Genomic DNA, 23,099 nt, shown 5'->3' with positions numbered 1-23,099 from the left:
GGGCTTACCCGCCGCCGGGGATCTCGGGGCCGCTCAGATCTCGTCGGCGCGGATGATCCGGCGCCGCACCGAGACCAGGTGCACCTCGGGGCGACTCGCGCCGTGACGTTCGAGGCGGTCGACCACATCGGTGACGTGCGTGCGGTCGGCCGCCACCACCGACGCACCGATCCCTGCCCGGCGATGCAGGTCGAGGTGATCGACCTCGGCGACCGACACCCCGAACTTCCGGTGCATCTCCGCCACCATCGGCCGCACCAGCGACCGCTTCTGTTTCAGCGAGTGCACATCTCCCAGCAGGAAGTCGAACTCGATCCATCCGATCCACATGTGCGGTCGATGGTACTCACTCGTCGAGACCGTGCTCGATCGCGTAGCGCGTCAGCTCGACCCGGTTGCCCAACTGCAGTTTTCGCAGGGTCGACTGCACGTGGTTCTCGACCGTGCGGTGACTCAACCCGAGCTTGGTGGCGATCTGGCGTGCGGACAGGCCTTTCGCCACGAGCCGCAGCACCTCGGTCTCGCGCTCGGTGATGGGCGGGGTGGCCTTGCCCTCCTCGGCGTCACCGCCGGCGATGCGACGGAACTCGCCGAGCACCAACCCGGCGAGCCCGGGGGTGAACACCGCCTGACCCGCCGCGGTCGCGGTCACCGCGTCCCGCAGTTCGCTGCGCGACGCACTCTTCACGAGATAGCCACTGGCCCCGGCCTTCACGGCGGCGAGCACGTCGTCGCGTTCCGACGACGCCGACAGCACCAGCACCCGCGTCGTCGTCGACGCCGACATCACCCCGACGGTCGCGTCGACGCCGGTGCCGTCGGGCAGTTGCATGTCCATCAACACCACATCGGGGGTCACCGCGGCAGCACGGGCCACCGCGGCACGGACACTGTCGGCGGTGGCGACCACCTCGAATCCGTCCTCGGCCAGGTCGCGGGCGACCCCGTCACGCCAGATCGGATGGTCGTCCACCACCATCACCCGTACCGCTGTCGGCTCGCTCATCGGTCGGTCCTCCCGTCGTGTGCCGGCCGCCGCACGGTCAGTTCCCATTCGGTCCCCGCCCCCGGTGAAGAATCGAGTGTCGCTGTGCCACCCAGGGATTCGATACGTCCCACGATCGACTGGGCGATCCCGAGGCGGCCCGACGTCGCGGCCGCATCGACCCGACCGGGCTCGATCCCGACACCGTCGTCGCGCACACTCACCACAACCGACTCCCCCAGGTCCTCGAGCAGCACGAACACCTTCGCGTCGGCACCGGCGTGGCGTGCGGCGTTGTCGAGGGCGTTGTCGACCGCCGCCAGCAACTCGGCGGCGACCACGGAATCGATCGTCACGGATTGCGCCGGGGCGCTGATCGTGACGCGGTCGGACTCGCGGGACCGCAGCATCGCTGCGACGTCGCTCATCGTGCCGCTGGTGGCGGGGATGCCGGGCGCGCTGAGCAACGACCGCAACACGCGCTCCTGATCGGCCGCCAGGTATGCGAGATCCTCGGTGGGGCCACCGATCTCACGTCCGCGGCGGGCGATGAGCGCGAGCACCTGCAGCACGCCGTCGTGAACGTGGCGCGAAAGCCGTTCTCGTTCATCGGTGGCCGCGGCGAGACGTGTCGCCTCGGCCAGTCGGTCCGACGCCCGACGTGCCGTCACCGCGCCCATGCCGATGATGACCCCGACGGAGAGCAGGATGACCACCGCCGCGTTGCGCCCCAGATCGATGTTGACGAAACCCTTCACCACCGTGGAGGACACGATGACCGCCGCCGCCGCGACGCCACCGAACAGCGGGCCGGTGAGGATCGCGACGGAGATGACGGCGTTGGTCGCCCACAGTGTGGTCGGCAGCGACTGGTTGTCGGCGCGCCACTGTTCACTCGCGATCAGCAGCGTCGAGAGCATCAGCGCGCATGTGAGCACCAGCTCGCCGATCACCCATCCGGCGCTGCGCCCGTTGCCCAGCAGGTAGACCGCCCCGAAGACCCCGGAGCTGACGGCGACTACGCCGAACACCGCGGCCCCGAAGGCGGGGTGGGCCAGATCGCCGTTGACCGCGATCTGGAACCCGAGTGCGTAGAGGACCGTCAGCAGGCGGAACGCCTGCGCCGCGCGCCACAGCGGCGCCAGCGCGTCGTCGGGGCCGCTGCGTGTCATCAGCTCGTCGAGCCCGGCGGCGGGTCGTCGGGACGGTCGGCGTCGGAACTCTTCTCGAGGTCCACGGGATCACTCAACGGCGCGGGCCCGTCGCGACCCGGGGCGTCGGGGTCGTCCCACATCGGCGGGTCGGGGCGAGCCGCGTAGATGCCGATGCGGGCCTCGGCGGCGTCCTCGTCGGCGTGGGTCTGGTCGTACATCGATCGCACCGCGGTGTTGAGGAACGCGATGATGGGCACCGCCAGCAGGCCACCGATGATGCCCGCCGAGACGATGCCGGCCGCGATTCCCAGGACCACCGCCACGGGGTGCAGGCGTACCGAGCGGCCCAGCAGGAAGGGCTGCAGCACGTGGCTCTCGATCTGCATGACCGCGACCACCACGGCCAACGCGATCACCGCGGCGATCCACCCCTTGGTCACCAGTGCGACGAGCACCGCGAGGGAACCGGTGACCAGCGCACCGACGATCGGGATGAACGCACCGATGAACACCAGCGACGCCAGCGGAAGCGCCAGCGGCACCTGCAGGATCGCGAGGCCCACACCGATACCGATCGCGTCGACCATCGCGACCGCCACCGTCGCGCGCACGTAACCCACCAGGGTGCCGAAACCGGCCCGACCGGCCTGGGCCACCTTCGCCCGACTGCCCGTCGGGATGAGTCGCGTGCAGAACTCCCACACATGTCCGCCGCCGAACAGGAAGAAGATCATCAGGAACAGCAGGAGCAGTGCCCCGGTGGCGAGCTGGGTGACGGTGGTCGCCGTCGCGATCGCACCGGTGGTGATCTTGTCCTGGTTGCGTTGGATCATCGCGATCACGTCGTCGCCGACGCGGTCGAGTTGGGCCTGTTTCAGCGCGAAGGGTCCGTTGACGAGCCAGTCCTTGACCGAATCGATCGTGCTCGTCACCTGCGTGGTCAGATCCGGCAGACCGTTGATGAACTGCTGGACCACGAACGTCAGGATCCCGGCGATCGCGCCGATCGCGACGATCAGCGTCAGCGCGACCGCGATCCCCCGGTGCAGGCCACGCCGGTCGAGCCAGTCGACGACGGGCACGAGGAATGCGGTGCCGAGGATCGCCAACGCGATCGGCACCACGACCTCTTCGAACTCGTGGGCCACCCGCAGCACGAGGTACGCCGCGACGCCGAGGACGACCAGCCGCCAGGCCCACTGTGCCGCGGCTCGAACCAGCGGATGCACCGCCGTCGCATCGTTCACCTCGCAACCCTAGCCCGCGTGTCGACTCCCCCTCCCACCTCGAAATCCCCCTGTGACCCCAGCCCCCCGCCGCGACCCCCACCCGCCAAACGCGGCCACCGACGAGCGCGGGGCGAGCGTCGGAGCGGGGTGTCGATAAGGTAAGGCCTCATGACGGCTCAGTCCGGCGACGCCGCCGACGACGCGCGCGCCCCGGAGGCGCCCACGCGCCGCCGGTTCTGGTGGGTCCGATGGGTCGCGCTGGCACTGGTGGTCATCGTCCTCACCGTCGAGGCCGTCCTCGTCTGGCCCAAGCTCAAAGAGGCCTGGGCCAGCATGGGCAGCATCCACTGGGGGTGGGTGGCCGCGTGCATCGTGGCCTCGGGTCTCTCGATGGACAGCTTCGCGCAGGTCCAGCGCGCACTGCTGCGCTCGGCAGGGGTCGCGGTGTCGCAGATGAAGTCGCTGTCGGTGGTGCTCGCCGCCAACTCCGTGAGCCAGACGATGCCCGGGGGCAACGTCCTCGCACCGGCCTTCACCTACCGCGAGACGCGTAAGTGGGGCGCCACACCGGTCATCGCGTCGTGGCAGGTCGTGATGTCGGGTCTGCTGATGGGCGTCGGCCTCGCGGTCCTCGGCCTCGGCGGGGCCCTGCTGGCCGGGGCCAAGACCAGCCCGTTCTCGGTGATCTTCTCCATCGCCGGGTTCGTGGCGTTCGTGATCGCCGCCCAGTACGTCGCCGGACACCCCGAGTCGATCAAGAACATCGGCACACGTTTCCTGCACGCCGTGAACCACCTGCGCAACAAGCCCGACGACCACGGCGTGGAGCGCTGGCACCAGATCGTCGACCAGCTCCGCGCGGTGCAGCTCAACGGCAAGGACACCGCCATCGCCTTCGGGTGGTCGCTGTTCAACTGGGTCGCCGACGTCGCGTGCCTCGCCTTCGCCTGCTACGCCGTCGGCGGCGAACCCAGCATCTCCGGTCTCGCCGTCGCGTACGCCGCGGGCAAGGCCGTGGGCACCGCGTTCCCACTGCTACCGGGCGGTCTCGGCGTCGTCGACGCGGTCCTCGTCCCCGCCCTCACCTCGGCGGGCATGGGGGCCGGTGAGGCGGTCACCGCCGTCCTCATCTACCGACTCATCAGCTACCTGTTGGTGTCGCTGGTGGGCTGGGTCGTCATCGTGTTCCGTTTCCGGTCGTCGATCGGTGCCGCCGAGCACGAGATCGAGGCGCACGAACACGGCGGGGACACCCCACCGTCCGCCGACGGGGACACCCCACCGTCCGCCGACGGGGTCCGCCCGTGACATCGCCGACGCGCAGACGTCCGATCGCGCTGGCCGCGCTGTTCGATGTCGTCGCCGTTCTCGTGTTCGTGATCATCGGCCGGTTCAACCACGACGACGGGCTCACCCTCCCGGGGATCTTCTCCACCTTCTGGCCCTTCGCCATCGGCGGCGCCGTCGGATGGTCGATCTCCTACGTCATCGCCCACGTCCGGTCCGGCGAGATCGGCGAGCCCGACTTCCGCCCCGAGAGTCTCTTCCCCGACGGTGTGCTCACCTGGATCGGTGCGGTCGCGATCGGGATGATCCTGCGCGATCAGTTCGGGCAGGGCGTCGCGGTGAGCTTCGTCATCGTCGCGACGATCGTCCTCGGGGTGTTCCTCCTCGGGTGGCGCGCGGTGCGCCGACGCCTCGCGCGATAATTCGCTGGCGCGGGCGTACGGGGTCGACCTAGTGTCGACCCCCATGAGTCCACGATCGGTCACCGTCTCGGCGTTGAGTCACCGATTCCCGGACGGCACAACGATCTTCGAGAACGTCTCGGTGACGCTGCGCGGTCACCACGTCGGCATCGTCGGCGCGAACGGCGGCGGCAAGACCACACTGATCCGCCTCATCACCGGCGAGCTCACCCCCACCTCCGGATCCGTCGACCGCCCGACCGACATCGCCGTGGTGCCGCAGGATCTCACCGGGGCCACCGGCCGGCGGATCGACGAACTGATCGGACTGTCCGACCTGCGGGCCGCACTGGCCCGCATCGAGTCGGGGGGCGCCGACACCGCCGATTTCGAAGCGCTGGAGGGTGACTGGGACGTCGAGGAGCGCGCCGTGGCCCTGTTCGGACGGCTCGGCATGGCCCACCTGGTGGCCGAGCCGGGTGATCTCGATCGCGTGGTCGGCGAGCTGTCCGGGGGCGAGGCGACGCTGATAGCGATCATCGGCGCGCTGCTGCGCCGACCCGATCTGCTGATCCTCGACGAGCCGACGAACAACCTCGACCACCACGCTCGCGGGCTGCTGCTCGAGGAGATCGGCCGCTGCGGAGGCCAGGTTCTCACCGTCAGTCACGACCGCACCCTCCTCGACCACGTCGACACCATCGCCGAGGTCCGCGATGGCGAGGTGCGCACCATGGCAGGCGATTTCACGCACTACCTGTCGGTGATCGACGCCGAACAGCAGCGTGCCCGCGAGCTGCTGGCCACCGCGCGCGGTGACGAGGCGCGACAGAAGCGCGAACTCGTCGAGTCCGCCACCGTGATCGCCCACCGGCTCCGGTACGGGAAGAAGATGTCGGCGCAGAAACGCGAACCCAAGATCGTGATGAACCAGCGCAAGCGTTTCGCGCAGGAGTCCGCAGGCAAGCTCACCGGTGGGCACGAACGGCGACTCGCCGACGCCGCCGCCCGCGTCGATGACGCCGCCGACGCGGTCCGCGACGACCGTGAGGTCCGTGTCGATCTGCCCGGCACCGAGGTCCATCCCGGTCAGGTCGTGGTGCCGCCGACCACGTTCACCGTCCCGGGCGGTGTCGTCGAGATGGCCATCACCGGGCCCGAGCGGATCCACCTGCGCGGGCGCAACGGCAGTGGCAAGACCACCCTGCTGCGCGCGCTTCTCGCGGCGCCGCCCTCGGTGCCCACGGGGTACCTGGCACAGGTCCATCCCGACCCCGGTCCGACGGTGTCGCCGTACGAGCTGGTGTCGCGCGCCTCACCGGGCCTCGAGATGCAGGAGCGGCGAGCGGGTCTGGCGCGCTTGCTGTTCCGTGGCCACGACGCCGACCGCGCATGGGAGTCGTTGTCGGGTGGCGAACGGGTGCGCGCGGCGCTCGCGGCGGTGCTGTTCGCACGCCCGGCCCCGCAGTTGCTGATCCTCGACGAGCCGACGAACAACATCGACATCGTGACCCGCGACCATCTCGCGCAGGCGCTCGCAGACTTTCGCGGCGCGCTGGTGGTCGTCGGTCACGACGATCACTTCGTCGACACCCTCGGCATCACCCGAGTCGTCGACCTCGACGCACTCTGACCGGTCAGGAGGTCTGGGGCACGTACCGGTCCAGCCACTTCATCACGGCGTTGCGCATCGTCTTCGCCCCGGCGGTGCCGGGTGACGACGTGTCGCCGATACCGTGCCCGAGGCCGGGCAGCTCGACATAGCGGTTGGGCACCCCCGCCGCCGACAGCTCGCCGGCAAAACGCTTCACCGAACTCGCCAGCACCAGGTGATCGGCTCCACCCTGCACGATGAGTGTCGGCGGCGACTGGGCGGTGATGTGGTTGGCCGCATCGATGTAGCGGTAGCGCTCGGGGAAGTCCTCGGGTGACCCGCCGACGAACTGCATGCCGACGGTCTTGCCGATCGCCGAGTCGGCGTAGGCCTGGGTCAGGTCGACGGCGGGGTATCCCCCCACCACGGCAACCACTTTCGGTATCTCGGCTGCGGTGCCGCACGTCGGCGTCAACGTCTTCGTCACCGACATGTAGGCGGCGTTGATCGCGAGGTTCCCGCCGGAGGACTCACCGAACATCACGACACGGTTCGGGTCGAAGCCGTTGGCGGAGGCGTTGCGGGTCAGCCACGTGAGCGCACATCCCACGTCGCCGACCTGGGTGTCCCAGTTGTGCACCGTGGCCGACGCCAACCGGAACTCGACGTCGAGCACCGCGTAGCCGTGGTCGGCGAGGAATCGGTTGTAGGGGTTGGGTCCCGGCGCACCGGCCACGAACGCGCCGCCGTGGACGAAGACGACCACCGGGTGCGGCCCGGCGCCGTCGGGGCGGTAGAGATCGGCGTGCAGCGTGGTGGCACCGACGGTGCCGGTCTCGACCCGCTGGTCGGGGCCGCGCCCGAGGTCGCCACCGGGGGTCGGCGGGGTGAAGAAGGCGAAACCTGCACCCGCGCTCGCGACCCCGACGCTGACCACGATCATGGTGATCACCGACGCCACCGCGCCGAAGCCGGCGAGTCCGGCGACGATCGTGCGGCGCCGACTGAGACCCTCCGGCCGCCACCGACGCGGTCGTACCGTGCGGAAGACGAGTGCGAGCGCGATGAGTGCGATCACCACGTTGTAGATGCCGAGGGTGTCGCGCAGTGTGTCGATGGCGATGAACACCGTCTGGAAGAAGCCTGCCGCCAGGATCCACGACATCCACGGCACGGGCGTCAGGGCCAGCAGCTGCCCGACCACGGTGTAGAGCATGAGCAGCACGCCGAAGAAGGTCGCGAGGAACCGCGAGAACTTGCGCATGCCGCCATGATGTCAGCGATCGGGCCCGGTCACCGACTCCGGAAGTACTTCTGGGCCACCTGCAGTGCCGCCGAGCCGGATCGTGCACCGGCACAGTGCACGACGATGACTTGTTTCCCGACGATCCCGACGAACCACCCCGGTCCCTGCGGACCGTTGGTCCCCACCAACGCGCGCAACCCGGGCGCCCCGGTGAGGTCGCTGGCGTCACCGGTCTTCGCGGTGGCGCGCATCGCGGCGTTCACCGCCGCCCCGACACCGGCGTCGACCGGACCGAGATCGCCGCCGCGCACCTTCGTCGGCACACCGGAGACGAAGGTCGGCGCGACCGAGCTCATCCGGGCCATCGCGACACCGAACGCGCCCATCGACACCGGGGAGACCTGCAGGGAGTTCGGGTCGAACGCCGCGGCGGACACCCGCGAGGTGGTCGCCGACGGCGTCGACACACCCGGGATCGCGTAGGTGACGCCGAGCCCCAGTGTGTGCAGCAGTTTCTGGGCGGTCTCGTCGTCACCCTTCGATGCGGCCGCGATGGCCGAGGTCACCGGGCCGAGTGTGCTGCCGGGGGTGGTCGTCGCGGTCAGCGCGGAACCACCGGCGCCGGCCTGTGCCGCATCGGCGGCGTCGTTGTTCGCCGCGGCGAGGATGGCGCCGGACTTCGCGTCGAGGACGAGCATGGTGGCCGGCTGCGCGACGTCGACGACCGATTCGTTCACCGAGAGCTGGACCCCGGGGGCGAACGTGGTCGAGAAGCTGGGCGCCGCCGGACCCTGTGCGCCGGCCAGTCGCGTCACCGCACCGGTCCGGTCTGCGAGTTCCACCGCCCAGCCCGAGGTGGCGTCGCGGATCGCCTGCCAGTAGTTCGTGATCCCGTCGGTCAGCGGTGAGCTCACCCGGCGGTCGGTGACAAGCAGCGCGCCGGAACGGTTCACCGAGACACCGGGTACGGCGGCCGGGTTGCCGGCGAGCACGGTCATGTCGGAGTCGCGCAGCGAGACGACCTCGACCGGCTTTCCGCCGGCGTCGGCGAGCCTGCGGTCGATGACCGGTGCGGTGATGAGCGGCGCGATCGGTGCGATCACCGCCGCGAGGCGACGCACCGTCGTCGGCAGGTCCGGTGTCGTGGCGGGGTCGATGACGATGCCGTTGGTGGGCTGCAACGCCATCCAGGGTGCGCGCGTGGCGTCGAGCACCGCCGGTGCCGGGCGGGCGTCGGTGCGGATCGCCCGCAGCACCCCGCCGGCCTGCAGTCCCGACGCGAGGACGGCGGGATCCCACTGCACCCGCCAGCCCGCGGTCAGCTTGCGGGCGGTCCCGGTGGTCGTGGTGGTGAACTCGCGGTCGCGGCCGAGGTGCCAGGTGGTGGTGAGTCCGTAGCTCGCGGTGTGGTCGGAGTACTCGACCGGATCGGTCACCTTCACCGACACCGACTCGGCGTGCATCCCGGTGAGCGTGTCGCCGATCTGGGTGGCGGCCTGTCCCGGCGCGGAGGTGAGGGCGGCGGCGCGTGCGGCGTCCTGCGCCGAGATCGCCGAGGCGAACACGTCGAGCATCCGCTGCGAATCGGTCTTCGGCTCGTCGCTGAAGACACCGCAGGACGACAACACCAACACACCACTGACGACCGTCGCGGCGATGACGCGCACACGGGTCGAGATGACAACCTTCACGATGAGTCAGTTCACTCCTGTCACATAACTAATGACACCGTTGGTGTTCCCGTTTCGCTTACGGTCCCGTCACGATCGAGTAACCGACTCACTCGCCCGGGCGGGGTCGTCCACGTCAGGCAGGATGGTGACGTGACCTCCTCAACCGCTCCCGCACCCACTCCCTCCGGCATCGACCTCGACTGGGTGGACGAGTCGATCCGTGCGCAGGACGATCTGTTCGAGCACGTCAACGGCATCTGGCTCGCCGAGCACGAGATCCCCGAGGACCGTCCCATGGACGGCTCGTTCTACACACTGCGCGATCGCGCCGAGGAGAACGTCCGCGACATCGTCGTCGAGTGCGCCGATCGACCCGATGCGCCGGCCGGATCGGACACGCAGCTGATCGGCGCGCTCTACCGCAGCTTCATGGACACCGATCGCATCGAGGCACTCGGGCTCGACCCGATCCGCGCACAGCTCGACCGTGTCGCGGCGATCGGCTCGACCGAGGAACTCGTCGAGGTGATGGGCGAGCTACAGCGCGCGGGAGCCGGTGGCGCACTGGGCTTCTACGTCGACACCGATTCCAAGCAGTCCGACCGCTATCTCGTGCACCTGTCGCAGTCGGGTATCGGCCTGCCCGACGAGTCGTACTACACCGAGGACAAGCACCGCGAGACGCGCGAGTCCTACCGCGCGCATGTCGGCGCGCTGCTGTCCCTCGCCGGCATCGACGACGCGCAGACGAAGGCCGCGACCGTCCTCGACCTCGAGACCGCGATCGCCGGTTTCCACTGGGACGTGGTGCGGCGTCGTGACGCCGACCTCACCTACAACCTGCGTTCGTTCGCCGAGATCGCCTCGGCGGCAGGCGCCTTCGACATCGCCGCGTGGGCGCGCGGGTTGGGTGTCGAGCAGTCCGCACTGAGCGAGGTCGTGGTGCGGCAGCCGTCGTTCGTCGACGGACTCGGCGGCCTGGTGGCCGACCGTCCGCTCACCGACTGGATCACCTGGCTGCAGTGGGAGGTCGTGCACTCCGCGGCCCCGTACCTGCCCGCGCAGTTCGTCGAGGAGAACTTCGACTTCTACGGCCGCACCCTGTCGGGCACGCCGGTCAACCGCGAGCGATGGAAGCGCGGTGTCGGCCTGGTGGAGGCGGCGGTCGGTTTCGCGGTCGGCAAGATCTACGTCGAGCGCCACTTCCCGCCCGCGGCCAAGGCCCGTATGGACGAACTCATCGCCAACCTGGTGGAGGCCTATCGCCGCAACATCGACGATCTCGAATGGATGAGCCCGCAGACGCGCGAGAAGGCGCTCGCCAAGCTCGACCGGTTCACCCCCAAGATCGGCTACCCCGCGCAGTGGCGCGACTACTCGGGTCTCCAGCTCACCGCCGACGACCTCGTCGGGAACGTCGCCCGTGCCTCGGCCTTCGAGCAGGACCGGGAGCTGGCCAAGATCGGTGGACCCGTCGACCGGGACGAGTGGTTCATGACCCCGCAGACGGTCAACGCGTACTACAACCCGGGAATGAACGAGATCGTGTTCCCCGCGGCGATCCTGCAGCCGCCGTTCTTCGACCCCGACGCCGACGACGCCGCGAACTACGGCGGTATCGGCGCGGTCATCGGCCACGAGATCGGCCACGGCTTCGACGATCAGGGCGCCAAGTACGACGGAGACGGCAACCTGGTCGACTGGTGGACCGACGCCGACCGCACCGAGTTCGGCAAGCGGACGAAGGTGTTGATCAAGCAGTACGACAAGTTCACCCCGCGTGGCCTCGACGAGTCCCACAAGGTCAACGGCGCCTTCACCATCGGCGAGAACATCGGCGACCTCGGTGGTCTGTCGATCGCGTTGGTGGCCTACCGGTTGGCCACCGAGGGCGCCGAGCCGCCGGTCATCGACGGACTCACCGGACTGCAGCGGGTGTTCTTCGGGTGGGCCCAGGTGTGGCGCAGCAAGCTCCGCGAGGCCGCCGCGGTCACCCGACTCGCCGTCGACCCGCACTCACCTCCGGAGTTCCGATGCAACGGTGTGGTCCGCAACGTCGACGCGTTCTACGAGGCGTTCGACGTCCGGCCCGGCGACCGGCTCTACCTCGACCCGGCCGAGCGCGTCCGGATCTGGTGAGTGGTTCGTCCGGCCATTTCTCGGCTGGGGCACAGGAGATGGTCTCGGCTGGCTACACTTTCCCGACCGACATCTAGAGCAAGGTGGCCGTCTCGCCCGGTGGTCGCCGCATGCCAGGTGGCGGCCCACGGAGAGAAACAGCGGACGAGATGGATCAGTTGAGCGAAGAAGTGCAGGAAAAGCTCCGAGGGGGGAGTCACATGCAGTCGGTGGCGGACAAGAACGGCGAGGTCAGCGACTCGGGCATCCTCTCGCAACCGGCCCCGGTGGCGAGCATGTCCCCCGTCGCCGCGCTGCCCGCGCAGATGGCCGACGTGGCGCGCAGGCTGCGTTCGGAGAGTCAGGACACCGACACGATCCTGCGGGCGATCTGCGCCTCGGCCGTCGAGTCGATCCCGGGGGCCGAGTACGCCAGCATCACCCTGGTCACCGGTAATGCGACCGTGGAGAGTCCGGTGCTCATCGGTGATCTGGCCCGCGAGTCCGACCGACTGCAGGCCGAGCTGCGCGAGGGCCCCTGCATCCGTTCGGCGCTGCACTCGGACACCGTGTGGATCCGCGACATGACCACCGAGGACCGGTGGCCGGCGTTCAGCGCCGCCGCCGCAGAGCTGGGCATCCGTTCGATGCTCTGTTTCACGCTCTACGTCGAGGGCGACAACTTCGGTGCCCTCAACCTGCACAGCACCCGCGTCGACGCGTTCGACGACGACTCCCGCTCGATCGGCGCGTTGTTCGCCGCGCACGCCGCGATCGCGTTCTCCTCGGTGCGAGAGAAGGAACAGATCCGTGCGGCGCTCACCAACCGCGACATCATCGGCCAGGCGAAGGGCATGTTGATGGAGCGCTACACGCTGAACTCCGACGAGGCGTTCCGCTTGCTGGCACGGCTGTCGCAGGATTCGAACACCAAGCTCGCCGACGTGGCGCTGCAGGTGGTCGACGCCGGTCCCGGCGAGTAGCCCTCAGGCGAGGAAGGCGAGCACGGTCGCCTCGAACGCCGCCTTCGCCTCGATCATCACCCAGTGCCCGCACCGCGGGAACACGTGCAGCTGTGCATCGGGGATGAGGCGCATCGGCGCCAGCGCCATGTCGGGTGGGCTCACACGGTCGTCGCGACCCCAGGTCAGCAGCGTCGGGCAGGCAACCTTGTGCATCATCGCCCAGTAGGGCGGGGTGTCGGCGGCGGCCATGAACTGCTGCTGCATCTCGAAGGCCGCGGACCCGTACATCGCGCGACCGGTCGCGAGCGCGTCGGGGTTGGTCGCCGCCTTCCACCGTTCGGCGATGAGCTCATCGGTCACCAGGGCCTTGTCGAAGACCATCGCGCGCAGCCAGCGCACGAGCTTGTCGCGGTCCGGGTCGTCGGCGAACTCCTGCAGCAGCGTCAACCCTTCGCTGGGCGAGGGACTGAACAGGTTGCCACCGACCCCGCCGATGGTGACGAGCTTGCTCACCCGCTCGGGCTTGCGGATGGCGAGGTTGACCCCGACGACGCCACCCATCGAGTTGCCGACCATCGCCGCGCTCTCGATGCCGAGCGAGTTCATGAACAGGTTCACGGCCTTGCCGGCGTTGAGCACCGGCATGCCCTCCCAGGCGTCGCTGACGCCGAACCCTGGGAACTCGAGGACGAGGCAGCGGTGGTGTTCGGCGAAGGTGCCGAGGTTGCCGCGGAAGTTGCGCCAGCCCGTCACGCCGGGCCCCGACCCGTGCAGCAGGATCAGCGGCGGCGCCGACGGATCGCCCGCCTCGTGATAGCGCAGCACGCCGGAGTCGGTGGTGAGCTCGCGTCGGGTGCCCTCGAATGTCACGTCCACCCGCTCACACTAGAACGTGTTCTCGTTTCGGTACACCGAACGCCCGAGTGCTCGGCATGCGAACACTCGGGCGCCGTGGCCGCCGGCGGGGGGATGGCGGCCGGTGGATGGTCAGGGGCAGCGTCAGCCGCGTGCCTCGACCAGGTCGTCCTTGCCTTCCTTCGCCGCGAACTCCGGATCGTCGGAGAACGTCTTGAGCCGCGCGATGCGGTAGATCAGCAGTCCGTAGAGGCACTTGGCGACGATGTCGGCGACGCTGTATCCGGCCTGCTTGCTGACCCACGCGACCGCGCCGTCACCACCGAGCACGGGCAGCAGATACGCGATCGGGTAGACACCCCACGCTGCGAACAACAGGATGCGCATGCGCGACACCGTCATCCGCACCGACGGTGACTGGTGGTCGAGCGAACGGGTCAGCTCGACGAACAGCACGTAGAGGATGTAGAGGAACGGGATCGTCGACAGCGTGCCCCAGATGAGGCGGGTGGTGTTGTCGCCGCTGATCTCACCCGGGTAGCCGAGGACGATCATCAGCGCCGACGCCGGGATGAGCCGCCACAGCAGAGACGCCTGCAGCTTGCGGGCCAGAGCCAGGACCACGACGAGCTCGGTCAGCAACAGCGGAACGGTGAGAAGCCAGTCGACGTAGCGGTATCCCTCGTTGAACGACTCACCGATGGCCTGCTTGTACGTGCCGTCGCCACCGGGGGCGTCGGATACGAACGCCTTCTTGAACGAGTCGAAGATGCGGAAGTAGTGATACGCCGCGATGCCGCAGACGATCGCCGAGATCACGAGCGCCTGTCGATATCGTTGCAGCACACGGGGTTGCACCGCGAGCAGGAAGATGGCTGTGAACAACTGCGCCGCGATGGCCAGCGACAGCACGTTGTAGACGCTGTCGAACTGACCCTTCGTCAGTACTTCGGGAATCATCTGATCCCACCTCTCTGGTTGGCTGTGCGGCCCCTTCGGCGAGAGCACCGGCGCCGCTCACATAAATGAACTCCCAGCCCAGTACCGGATCAACGGTTTTGTTGGATCAGCTGTTCAATTGTGACCGACCGGTTCAATAGTTATGGTTTCGTGACCATCCTTCGTTGCCCGCCGAGCGCATACTGACGAACGTGTCCGTCGCGAATACCGCTGGCCCCATTGCCATCACAGCCCGCACATCGCGGATGGCGCTCGTCTGTGCGGCGTTGGTGTCGTTGGTCGCCGACCGCACGATGGCCGATCCGGCGCCGCTGCAGGCCGCGCTCGTCGCGCTCGGCCTCGTCCTCGGCGTCCCCCACGGCGCCCTCGATCACCTCGTCGCCGCCCGCATGCTCGCCGTGCGGGCGTCGGTCGCGGCGGCCGGCTACGCCGTACTCGCCGCCGGCGCGTGGGCGCTCCTGCACTGGGGTGGGCCGATCCCCCTGGCCGTCATGATCGTGGCCAGCGTCGTCCACTTCGGGCTCGGTGAGGTCGAGACCATGGATGTCGCTGCGGCGGAAACGGTTCCACGGGTGGGCATGGTGATCGCCGGTGCCGGATGCTTGATCCTTCCGCTCGCGCGCGGCGGCCCCGGATGGGATGAGACCCTGGCGACGCTGTCGGGGTCCTTGGCGCGTCTGCTCGCCGATGATGCGATGCAGGCGGCCGTGATCGGGTTGTGGGTCGTGTCGGCGGTCATCAGCGTGATCTGGTTCGCGCGTCGCGGCCGTTGGTCCGGGGTCGTCGACGTGGCCGTCGTCGCGGCGGTGGGTGCGACCGTCGCGCCGTTGACCGCCTTCGCACTGTGGTTCGGACTGTGGCACGCACCCCGTCATCTCGCGCGCCTCGTCGACATCGAGGTCACAGACGGTCGATCGGCAACCGTCACCGCCGCGACCCGAAGGCTCGCGCTACGCGCGGCACCTGCGACCGTCGGCGCTCTGCTCACCCTGACCGCCATCGTGGCCGTGGTCGTCGGCTCGGACTCCACCGTCGGCGCCGTCGCGGCCGCGATCGTCGTCCTCCTCGCGCTCACCGCACCGCACATGGTGGTCGTCGCCGCCCTCGACGCGCACGCCCATCGCGCGCGACCGGCCCCGGCCCCGGCCTCGCCACCTCGTCGGGTCGGTCAGGTGAAGCTGTAGCTCCCCAGATCGAACCGGCGGCTTGTCCACATCGTCTCCAGCGTCGTCGACGCACGGAACGGGACGTCGCCGTGGTCGTCGAAGTAGTAGCTGTTCGAGCCGCCGCAACCGCCCTGGAAGAACACCTGATTGCCGCGCCGGGCCAACATCGCCTCGAAGTACTCGGCGTTGGCCTCCTCGCTCACCTCCACCCTGGTCGCACCGGTGTCGCGCGCTCGGCGCAGGCACCGCAGGATGTGTCGCGTCTGGGTCTCGATGAGGTTGAAGTACGAGGACCCGTTGTAGCCGTAGGGCCCGAGGATGGTGAACAGGTTCGGGAAGCCCGGCACGCTCACGCCCTGGAACGCCTGGAAACGGTTCTTGTCCCACCACGTGTCGAGGTCGATGCCACCGATGCCACGCACGCCGAACGGGGGCATGTTGCCGCGTTCGAACACCTTGAAACCCGTTGCCAACACGAGGATGTCGATCTCGTGCACGGTTCCGTCGACGGTGCGGATCCCGGTCGGGGTGATCGCCTCGATCGAGGTGGTCTCCAGGGTCACGTTGTCGCGGTTGAAGGTCGGCAGGTATGCGTTGGAGAAGCTCGGCCGCTTGCAGCCCAGCGCGTATCGCGGTGTCAGCTTCTCGCGCGTGCGCGGATCGCGAACGGCCCCGCGCAGGTAGGCGCGGCCCAACCGCTCGCCCACCGATGCGATCGGCAGCACTCCGTTGAAGTGCGCGGGCAGGGGGAAGTTGAACTCGACGAACACCTGACTCAGCGTGCGCGCCAGGCGTTTCGCGCCCGGGATGGCGCCCAGCGCGGTGCGTGCGGCCGACGGCATCGGTGCGTCGGGCTTCGGCAGACACCAGATGGGGGTGCGTTGGAAGACCGTGAGGTGATCGACGATCGGCGCGATGGCCGGGATCGCCTGTACCGCCGACGCACCCGTGCCGATGACCGCGACGCGCTTGCCGGTGAGGTCGACGTCGTGATCCCACCGCGCGGTGTGCATCACCGTGCCGGCGAACGAGTCGATCCCGTCGATCTCCGGCGGCTTGGGCTGCGTGAGCACGCCCGTCGCGCCGATGACGTAACGCGCGGTGAGCGTCTCGCCGCCGCGCAGGGTCAGTGTCCACAGGTCGACGGTGGCGTCGAAGTCGGCGTCGACGACGCGGGTGTCGAGCCGCGTGTGCGCGTCGACGCCATACTTGCGCACGCAGTCGTCGGCGTAGGCCTTCAGTTCCGATCCGGGCGCGAACACGCGTGACCAGTCGGCGCGCTGCTCGAAGGAGAACTGATAGCTGAACGACGGGATGTCGACGCCGACGCCGGGATAGGTGTTCCAGTGCCACGCCCCACCGAGGCCGTCACCGTCCTCGACCAGCAGGTAGTCGTCGAACCCGGCCTTGCCGAGCATGATGGCCGCGCCTATACCGGAGAACCCACCGCCGACGATGACGATCTCGTGATCAGGCCGGGCGGACACGTTGTTGCCATTCATGAACGTCAGTATCGCTGAAGCGCGGCGCTGACTGTGTGGAAACCGCCGTCAGCGGCTCGAGACGACAAAGCGGCCCGGCTCCTCTGTGGAGGAACCGGGCCGCACTGTCCCGATCAGATCAGTCGATCAGATCAGTACTTCTCACCCTTGGCGGCCTTGTCGACCAGCGACTGCGGCGGCTCGAAGTGCTTGCCGTACTTCGACGCCAGGTCGCGGGCGCGATCGACAAAGCCCTGCAGTCCACCCGGGTACTGGTTTATGTACTGCACGACACCACCGGTCCACGCCGGGAAGCCGATACCGAAGATCGAACCGATGTTGGCGTCCGGGATCGAGGTGATGACACCCTCGTCGAAACACTTCACGGTCTCGAGCGACTCGGCGAACAGCATCCGGTCGATGAGGTCCTGGAAGGGGACATCGGTGCTGCCCGACTTGAACTCCTCACGCAGTCCGGGCCACAGGCCGGTGCGCTTGCCGTTCTCGTCGTAGTCGTAGAAGCCCTTGCCCGCGGCCTTGCCGTCGCGACCCTGCTCCAGCAGGCGGTCGATGACGTCGTAGGAACCGTGGTCGGGGAACTCCTTGCCCTCGGCCTTGGCGCCCTCCTGGGTCTCCTTGCGGATCTTCTGCATCAGGCCGAGCTTGAGCTCATCCGAGAGCTGCAGCGGCGCAGCCGGATAACCGGCCTGCTGACCCGCCTGCTCGATGATCTGCGGCTCGACGCCCTCACCGACGGCCGCGATGGCCTCGTTGATGAACGTGCCGATGACCCGCGAGGTGAAGAAGCCACGGCTGTCGTTGACGACGATCGGGGTCTTCTTGATGGCGAGGGTGTAGTCGATGACCTTGGCCAGCACCGCATCCGAGGTCTTCGCACCCTTGATGATCTCCACCAGCGGCATCTTGTCGACAGGCGAGAAGAAGTGGATGCCGATGAAGTCCTCGGAGCGCTTGACGCCCTCGGCGAGGATGGTGATGGGCAGCGTCGAGGTGTTCGACCCGAGCACGGCGTCGGGGGAGACGATGTCCTCGATCTCCTGGAACACCTTGTGCTTCACGTCGACCGACTCGAACGCGGCCTCGATGACGAGGTCGACACCGGCGAAGTCGGCGGCGTCGACGGTCGGGTGGATGCGGGCGAGCAGAGCGTCGGACTTCTCCTGCGTGGTCTTGCCGCGCGAGAGTGCCTTCTCCTCGAGCTTCTCCGAGTAGGCCTTGCCGCGCTTGGCCGCATCGAGGTCGATGTCCTTGATCACCACGTCGATACCGGCCTTGGCCGAGACATACGCGATGGCCGCGCCCATCATGCCGGCGCCGATGACGCCGACCTTGGTGGCGGACCACTTGTCGTAACCGTCGGGGCGCGAGCCGCCGCCGTTGATGTGGTTGAGGTCGAAGAAGAACGCCTTGATCATGTTCTGCGCGACCTGGCCGGTCACCAGCGACACGAAGTAGCGGGTCTCGATCTCGGTGGCGGTGTCGATGTCGACCAACGCGCCCTCGACCGCGGCGGACAGGATCGCACGCGGTGCGGGCATCGGCGCGCCCTTGACCTGACGACGCAGGATGGCCGGCATCGCGGGCAGGAACTGCGCGACCGACGGGCTCGTGGGCGAGCCGCCGGGGATCTTGAATCCCTTGACATCCCAGGGCTGTACGGCCTCGGGGTTGGCCTTGAGCCACGCCTTCGCGGCGGGCAGGAGCTCCTCGACGCTGCCGACGACCTCGTGGATCAGGCCGATCTCCTTGGCCTTCTCCGGACGCAGCCGGGGTCCCTGCAGCAGGACGCCCATCAGGGCGTTCTGGATGCCGAGCAGTCGCACGGTGCGCGCGACACCGCCGCCGCCGGGCAGCAGACCGAGGGTGACCTCGGGCAGTCCGAGGGAGGCGCCCTTGACGTCGGCGGCGATGCGGTGCTGGGTCGCGAGGGTGAGCTCCAGGCCACCGCCGAGCGCGGCACCGTTGATGGCCGAGACCACGGGCTTGCCGAAGGTCTCCAGGCGACGGAGGTTCTTCTTCATCGCGTTGGTGCGCTGGGTGATCTCGGTGGCGATCTCGACCTTGTCGCGGTCGCCGCGGTCACTGGTCATGTCCTTGAGGTCGCCGCCGGCGAAGAAGGTCTTCTTCGCCGAGGTGAGCACGACACCGGTGATGTCGTCCTTCTCCGCCTCGAGGCGGTCGACGGTGGCCTCCAGCGAGCTCATGAACAGGTCGTTCATGGTGTTCGCGCCCTGATTCGGGTCGTCCATGGTGAGGACGACGACCCCGTCGGCGTCTTTGTCCCAGGCAATCATGTTGTCGCTCATGTGTTTCTAAAGGTCCTTTGAGAGGTGAGTGGTGAGGTGGGGCCGGGCGATCAGACGCGCTCGATGATGGTCGCGACACCCATGCCGCCACCGATGCACAACGTGACGAGGCCGTAGCGGCCGCCGCTGCGCTCGAGCTCGTCGACCACGGTGCCGAGGATCATCGCGCCGGTCGCACCCAGCGGGTGGCCCATGGCGATGGCGCCGCCGTTGACGTTGGTCTTCTCGTGCGGGATCCTCAGGTCCTTCATCCACTTCATGACGACCGACGCGAAGGCCTCGTTCAGCTCGAACACGTCGATGTCGTCGACGGTGAGTCCGGCCTTCTTGAGCACCAGCTCGGTGGCCGGCGTCGGACCGGTGAGCATGATCGTGGGATCGCTGCCGGTCTGCGCGGTGGCGACGATGCGTGCACGCGGCGTGAGGCCGGCGCGCTTGCCTGCCTCGGCCGAACCGACGAGCACCAGCGCGGCGCCGTCGACGATGCCGGAGCTGTTGCCGCCGGTGTGGACGTGATTGATCTTCTCCACGGCGTGGTACTTCTGCTTGGCGACCTCGTCGAAGCCGGCCATCTCGGCCATGCCGGCGAACGCGGGCTTGAGCTTGCCCAACGACTCCACCGACGAGCCGGGGCGACGGTGCTCGTCGTGGTCGAGGATGAGGACACCGTTCATGTCCTTCACCGGGACGACCGACTTCGCGAAGTAGCCGGCCGACCATGCGGCCTCGGCGCGGTTCTGCGACTCCACGGCGTAGGCGTCGACGTCCTCACGGCTGAAGCCCTCGAGGGTGGCGATGAGGTCGGCGCCGATGCCCTGCGGGGCGATGTAGAGGTCGTAGGCGGTGGCGGGATCCTGGAACATCGCACCGCCGTCGGAGCCCATGGGCACCCGCGACATCGACTCGACGCCACCGGCGATCACCAGGTTGTCCCAGCCCGACGCGACCTTCTGGCCGGCGAGGTTGGTGGCCTCGAGGCCCGAGGCGCAGAAGCGGTTGATCTGGGTGCCGGGGACGGTGTCGGGCAGGCCCGCGACGAGGGCGGCGGTGCGCGAGATGACCGCGCCCTGCTCGCCGACCGGCGAGACGACACCGAGCACGACGTCGTCGATGTCGGCGGGGTCCATCTCGGGGAAGCGGGTGCGGAGCTCACCGATGAGTCCGGCCACCAGGTCGACCGGCTTGGTCCCGTGCAGCGAACCGTTGCGCTGCTTGCCGCGCGGCGTGCGGATCGCCTCGTAGATGAATGCGTCACTCATGGTGCATGTTCCTTTCCGATGTACATCGGGTGTGGCGGGTCCATTACCCGGTCCACGTCTATGCATGAGGCTAACGCTCGATAACTTGTTTGGCTATACCGGCTCGTCAAACCGGTCGGCGGGGTCAGTTTCTGCGCTAAGGTCTGTTCACCATGACCGCCACCGACCCGCCCGCCACACGCCGCCCGGCCGACCGCAAGAGCCAACTCGTGGCGCTCGCGGCGCAGCTGTTCGGCGAACGGGGCTACTCGCACGTGTCGGTCGCCGACATCGCGAAGGCCGCCGGGGTCACCGGACCGTCGGTGTACCGCCATTTCTCCGACAAGCAGGCACTCCTCGCCGCCGCCGTGCTCGCCGGTGTCGACGACCTCGAGGCCTGTACCGACCGCGCCCTCGACCGTGCCGACGGTCTGGCGGCCGACGATCCCGCACGCCTGGCCGGCCTCGTCGACAGCATCTGCACGATGGGCATCCGCCGCCCCGACGCCGCGGTGTTGTGGCGCTGGAACGGCGCCTTCCTCTCCTACGAGCAGAACCGCGAGGTCGCGGAACGCACCACCGCGGTGCTCGCACGATGGGCCCGCGCGCTACAGATCGGACGGGCCGACCTCGACGACCGCGGTGCCCGTCAGCTGGCGTGGGCGGCGTTGAGCATCGCGGGCAGCACGAGCATGCACGCGACCCGCATCCCGGCGGCACGCGCACACGCCCGCCTGCGCCTGCTCATCACCCGGGTCGTGTCGGTGCGCACCGCCGACGCACCGATGCTCGCGACCGACGCGCTACCCGGACCCGAGCCGATGGGTCGGCGCGACGAGATCCTCGACGCGTCGTCGATCCTGTTCGAGCGACGCGGGTTCGGCAACGTCGGTGTCGACGAGATCGGTGAGGCCGTGGGCATCACCGGACCCAGTGTCTACCGGCACTTCTCGAGCAAGGTCGCGATCCTCACCAGCATCGGTCAGCGCAGCGCAGCGCGCCTCGAGGCCGGCGCGATGGCCGCCCACGCCGCGTCGCGCACCCCGCAGGAGTTCCTGTCGCGGCTCGCCGACTCCTACGTCACGGTGCTCACCGCGACCCCCGACCTCGCCGTCGCCTTCCACAACGGCACCGTGCTGCGGGATGTCGATGCGCGTGATTTGCTCGCCGCGCAGCGCCAGTACGTGCGACGCTGGATCGAGCTGGTGTGCGAGATCGATCCCGGGCTCCCCCGGGCCGAGGCCGCGGTCACCGTGCACGCCGCACTCAGCATCGCCAACGACGCGATGCGGATGCGGCGGGGACGCGACCGACCGGAGCTCCCCGGACGACTCGCGCTGATGATGAAAGGCGTTCTGGGACTGTGACCGCTGCCGAGGACACCCCGCAGGGCGATCCCCCGCACGATCGACTGGCCGCGGTCGAGGAGATGCTGCTCGGCGGGCCCCGGGTGTTCACCCGAGATCAGGCCGTCGACGAACTCGACATCGACTCGGAATTCGCCGACGAGATCTGGCGGGCGTTCGGTTTCGCGCACGACTCCCGTGATCAGCCGATCTTCACCGAGGACGACCTGTCGGCGATGGGACTGGTCATCGCCGCCTACCGCTCGGCGCCGGAGGGGCAGGCCGTCGCCGCGGCGCGCGCCATCGGACAGACGATGTCGCGGCTGGCCGACTGGCAGGCCTACCGGCTCGACGAACTCGACCGGGACAGCGGCGTCGACACCAGCCTCGGGCAGATGGCCATGGCGATGAGTCGTGTGCAGACCTTGATCTGGCGGCGTCACCTCGCGGCCGCACTGCGCAACATCGACACAGAACGGGGCAACATCGACACAGAACGGGGCAACATCGACTCCGACCGTGTCCCCGACGACGCCGTCGGGCACGAACTCGTCGTCGGGTTCTGCGACATCGTCGGCTACACCAGCCTGTCCCGGAAGATCGGGATGGACGATCTCAACGCGCTGCTCGAGTCGTTCGAGGGTCGCGCCAACGACATCATCACCGATCACGACGGACAGATCGTGAAGACGCTCGGCGACGCGGTGATGTTCACCGTGGCCGACCCGGTGCAGGCGACGCAGATCGCGCTCGAGCTGCACACGCTCACCGAGCGTGACGAGATCCCGCCGCTGCGGGTCGGTCTCGCCTACGGTCGCGTGCTCACCCGGTTCGGCGACGTGTTCGGCGAACCGGTCAACATCGCGGCACGACTCACCGGCTCGGCGCGCCCCGGCACATCGCTGTGCGACGCGGAGCTCGCCGACGCCGTCGACGACGAGCGGTACTTCTTCAAGTCGATCGGTTCGCTGAGCGTCCGCGGGTACCGGCATCTCAAGGCGCGGGTCATCGAGCTCGACCGCGATCACGACAAGTCCGACAGCTCGCGATGAGTTCCGGCGACAGTCACGGTCT

General features: G+C 68.6%; 19 protein-coding genes. 8 read left to right on the top strand and 11 right to left on the bottom strand.

The window, feature by feature from the left end:
- Positions 1 to 33: 33 nt before the first annotated feature.
- The 4 genes from ACLBW1_RS03630 to ACLBW1_RS03615 are packed head-to-tail and all read right to left on the bottom strand — an operon-like array spanning position 34 to position 3,386.
- Complete coding sequence (locus ACLBW1_RS03630; RefSeq protein WP_447810137.1) at positions 34 to 330, bottom strand: DUF503 domain-containing protein; 297 nt, start codon at positions 328 to 330, stop codon at positions 34 to 36.
- Between the two features lie 16 nt (positions 331 to 346).
- The gene (locus tag ACLBW1_RS03625) at positions 347 to 1,006 is read right to left on the bottom strand and encodes a response regulator (RefSeq protein WP_447810136.1); all 660 of its coding nucleotides are present in this window, start codon (positions 1,004 to 1,006) and stop codon (positions 347 to 349) included.
- Positions 1,003 to 2,157, bottom strand: coding sequence for a MacS family sensor histidine kinase (gene macS / locus ACLBW1_RS03620; RefSeq protein WP_447810134.1), 1,155 nt, complete (start codon positions 2,155 to 2,157; stop codon positions 1,003 to 1,005). Before macS ends, ACLBW1_RS03625 begins: the two co-directional genes overlap by 4 nt.
- Entirely contained in the window at positions 2,157 to 3,386 is a 1,230-nt protein-coding gene (locus ACLBW1_RS03615) for an AI-2E family transporter (protein WP_447810133.1), read from the bottom strand. The genes macS and ACLBW1_RS03615 overlap by 1 nt, the downstream gene beginning before the upstream one ends.
- A gap of 150 nt (positions 3,387 to 3,536) precedes the next feature.
- On the opposite strand from ACLBW1_RS03615, the gene ACLBW1_RS03610 reads away from it, so the two are divergent.
- From ACLBW1_RS03610 to ACLBW1_RS03600, 3 genes are read left to right on the top strand one after another with little or no spacing between them, the layout of a single operon-like run.
- Positions 3,537 to 4,676, top strand: coding sequence for a lysylphosphatidylglycerol synthase transmembrane domain-containing protein (locus ACLBW1_RS03610; protein ID WP_447810132.1), 1,140 nt, complete (start codon positions 3,537 to 3,539; stop codon positions 4,674 to 4,676).
- Positions 4,673 to 5,077, top strand: a complete 405-nt coding sequence (locus ACLBW1_RS03605; RefSeq protein ID WP_447810131.1) for a DUF3054 domain-containing protein — start codon at positions 4,673 to 4,675, stop codon at positions 5,075 to 5,077. The genes ACLBW1_RS03610 and ACLBW1_RS03605 overlap by 4 nt, the downstream gene beginning before the upstream one ends.
- 43 nt (positions 5,078 to 5,120) lie before the next feature.
- Positions 5,121 to 6,689: an ATP-binding cassette domain-containing protein gene (locus ACLBW1_RS03600; RefSeq protein WP_447810130.1), complete on the top strand. Its 1,569-nt coding sequence runs from the start codon at positions 5,121 to 5,123 to the stop codon at positions 6,687 to 6,689.
- Positions 6,690 to 6,693: 4 nt separating this feature from the next.
- On the opposite strand, the gene ACLBW1_RS03595 is transcribed toward ACLBW1_RS03600, so the two are convergent.
- Positions 6,694 to 7,914, bottom strand: a complete 1,221-nt coding sequence (locus ACLBW1_RS03595) for an alpha/beta hydrolase fold domain-containing protein (RefSeq protein WP_447810128.1) — start codon at positions 7,912 to 7,914, stop codon at positions 6,694 to 6,696.
- Positions 7,915 to 7,943: 29 nt separating this feature from the next.
- Complete coding sequence (locus tag ACLBW1_RS03590; protein WP_447810127.1) at positions 7,944 to 9,587, bottom strand: NTF2-like N-terminal transpeptidase domain-containing protein; 1,644 nt, start codon at positions 9,585 to 9,587, stop codon at positions 7,944 to 7,946.
- Positions 9,588 to 9,719: 132 nt separating this feature from the next.
- Between ACLBW1_RS03590 and ACLBW1_RS03585 the strand changes: the two genes are divergently transcribed.
- Both ACLBW1_RS03585 and ACLBW1_RS03580 read left to right on the top strand, forming a co-directional pair.
- The gene (locus tag ACLBW1_RS03585) at positions 9,720 to 11,708 is read left to right on the top strand and encodes a M13 family metallopeptidase (protein WP_447810126.1); all 1,989 of its coding nucleotides are present in this window, start codon (positions 9,720 to 9,722) and stop codon (positions 11,706 to 11,708) included.
- Between the two features lie 275 nt (positions 11,709 to 11,983).
- Positions 11,984 to 12,670: a GAF and ANTAR domain-containing protein gene (locus tag ACLBW1_RS03580; protein ID WP_447811129.1), complete on the top strand. Its 687-nt coding sequence runs from the start codon at positions 11,984 to 11,986 to the stop codon at positions 12,668 to 12,670.
- Between the two features lie 3 nt (positions 12,671 to 12,673).
- Here ACLBW1_RS03580 and ACLBW1_RS03575 read toward each other — a convergent pair whose 3' ends face one another.
- Together ACLBW1_RS03575 and ACLBW1_RS03570 are read right to left on the bottom strand one after the other, a co-directional pair.
- Positions 12,674 to 13,528: an alpha/beta fold hydrolase gene (locus tag ACLBW1_RS03575; RefSeq protein WP_447810125.1), complete on the bottom strand. Its 855-nt coding sequence runs from the start codon at positions 13,526 to 13,528 to the stop codon at positions 12,674 to 12,676.
- Between the two features lie 123 nt (positions 13,529 to 13,651).
- Positions 13,652 to 14,467, bottom strand: coding sequence for a bacteriorhodopsin-like (locus tag ACLBW1_RS03570; protein ID WP_447810124.1), 816 nt, complete (start codon positions 14,465 to 14,467; stop codon positions 13,652 to 13,654).
- A 191-nt stretch (positions 14,468 to 14,658) separates the two neighbouring features.
- Between ACLBW1_RS03570 and ACLBW1_RS03565 the strand changes: the two genes are divergently transcribed.
- A complete protein-coding gene (locus ACLBW1_RS03565) occupies positions 14,659 to 15,651 on the top strand; it encodes a beta-carotene 15,15'-dioxygenase, Brp/Blh family (RefSeq protein WP_447810123.1) in 993 nt (330 codons plus the stop codon).
- Here ACLBW1_RS03565 and ACLBW1_RS03560 read toward each other — a convergent pair.
- The 3 genes from ACLBW1_RS03560 to ACLBW1_RS03550 all read right to left on the bottom strand — a co-directional run bounded on the left by ACLBW1_RS03560 (position 15,636) and on the right by ACLBW1_RS03550 (position 20,700).
- A complete protein-coding gene (locus tag ACLBW1_RS03560) occupies positions 15,636 to 17,135 on the bottom strand; it encodes a flavin-containing monooxygenase (RefSeq protein ID WP_447810122.1) in 1,500 nt (499 codons plus the stop codon). The genes ACLBW1_RS03565 and ACLBW1_RS03560 overlap by 16 nt on opposite strands.
- Positions 17,136 to 17,266: 131 nt before the next feature.
- Positions 17,267 to 19,441, bottom strand: a complete 2,175-nt coding sequence (locus tag ACLBW1_RS03555; RefSeq protein WP_447810121.1) for a 3-hydroxyacyl-CoA dehydrogenase NAD-binding domain-containing protein — start codon at positions 19,439 to 19,441, stop codon at positions 17,267 to 17,269.
- Positions 19,442 to 19,491: 50 nt separating this feature from the next.
- The gene (locus tag ACLBW1_RS03550; RefSeq protein ID WP_447810120.1) at positions 19,492 to 20,700 is read right to left on the bottom strand and encodes an acetyl-CoA C-acetyltransferase; all 1,209 of its coding nucleotides are present in this window, start codon (positions 20,698 to 20,700) and stop codon (positions 19,492 to 19,494) included.
- Positions 20,701 to 20,852: 152 nt separating this feature from the next.
- Between ACLBW1_RS03550 and ACLBW1_RS03545 the strand changes: the two genes are divergently transcribed.
- Both ACLBW1_RS03545 and ACLBW1_RS03540 read left to right on the top strand, forming a co-directional pair.
- A complete protein-coding gene (locus ACLBW1_RS03545; protein ID WP_447810119.1) occupies positions 20,853 to 22,046 on the top strand; it encodes a TetR/AcrR family transcriptional regulator in 1,194 nt (397 codons plus the stop codon).
- Entirely contained in the window at positions 22,043 to 23,077 is a 1,035-nt protein-coding gene (locus ACLBW1_RS03540; RefSeq protein ID WP_447810117.1) for an adenylate/guanylate cyclase domain-containing protein, read from the top strand. The genes ACLBW1_RS03545 and ACLBW1_RS03540 overlap by 4 nt, the downstream gene beginning before the upstream one ends.
- Positions 23,078 to 23,099 lie beyond the last annotated feature (22 nt).

The sequence above is a fragment of the Williamsia sp. M5A3_1d genome (assembly GCF_053345315.1).
Note: the sequence above shows the minus strand (reverse complement) of the source record. Positions and strands in the feature narration are given on the sequence as shown.

Coding starts and splice junctions, on each gene's coding strand:
- macS (WP_447810134.1), bottom strand. CDS start 2,157: ATGACACGCAGCGGCCCCGACGACGCGCTGGCGCCGCTGTGGCGCGCG.
- ACLBW1_RS03555 (WP_447810121.1), bottom strand. CDS start 19,441: ATGAGCGACAACATGATTGCCTGGGACAAAGACGCCGACGGGGTCGTC.
- ACLBW1_RS03630 (WP_447810137.1), bottom strand. CDS start 330: ATGTGGATCGGATGGATCGAGTTCGACTTCCTGCTGGGAGATGTGCAC.
- ACLBW1_RS03545 (WP_447810119.1), top strand. CDS start 20,853: ATGACCGCCACCGACCCGCCCGCCACACGCCGCCCGGCCGACCGCAAG.
- ACLBW1_RS03560 (WP_447810122.1), bottom strand. CDS start 17,135: ATGAATGGCAACAACGTGTCCGCCCGGCCTGATCACGAGATCGTCATC.
- ACLBW1_RS03610 (WP_447810132.1), top strand. CDS start 3,537: ATGACGGCTCAGTCCGGCGACGCCGCCGACGACGCGCGCGCCCCGGAG.
- ACLBW1_RS03600 (WP_447810130.1), top strand. CDS start 5,121: ATGAGTCCACGATCGGTCACCGTCTCGGCGTTGAGTCACCGATTCCCG.
- ACLBW1_RS03550 (WP_447810120.1), bottom strand. CDS start 20,700: ATGAGTGACGCATTCATCTACGAGGCGATCCGCACGCCGCGCGGCAAG.
- ACLBW1_RS03580 (WP_447811129.1), top strand. CDS start 11,984: ATGTCCCCCGTCGCCGCGCTGCCCGCGCAGATGGCCGACGTGGCGCGC.
- ACLBW1_RS03570 (WP_447810124.1), bottom strand. CDS start 14,467: ATGATTCCCGAAGTACTGACGAAGGGTCAGTTCGACAGCGTCTACAAC.
- ACLBW1_RS03595 (WP_447810128.1), bottom strand. CDS start 7,914: ATGCGCAAGTTCTCGCGGTTCCTCGCGACCTTCTTCGGCGTGCTGCTC.
- ACLBW1_RS03625 (WP_447810136.1), bottom strand. CDS start 1,006: ATGAGCGAGCCGACAGCGGTACGGGTGATGGTGGTGGACGACCATCCG.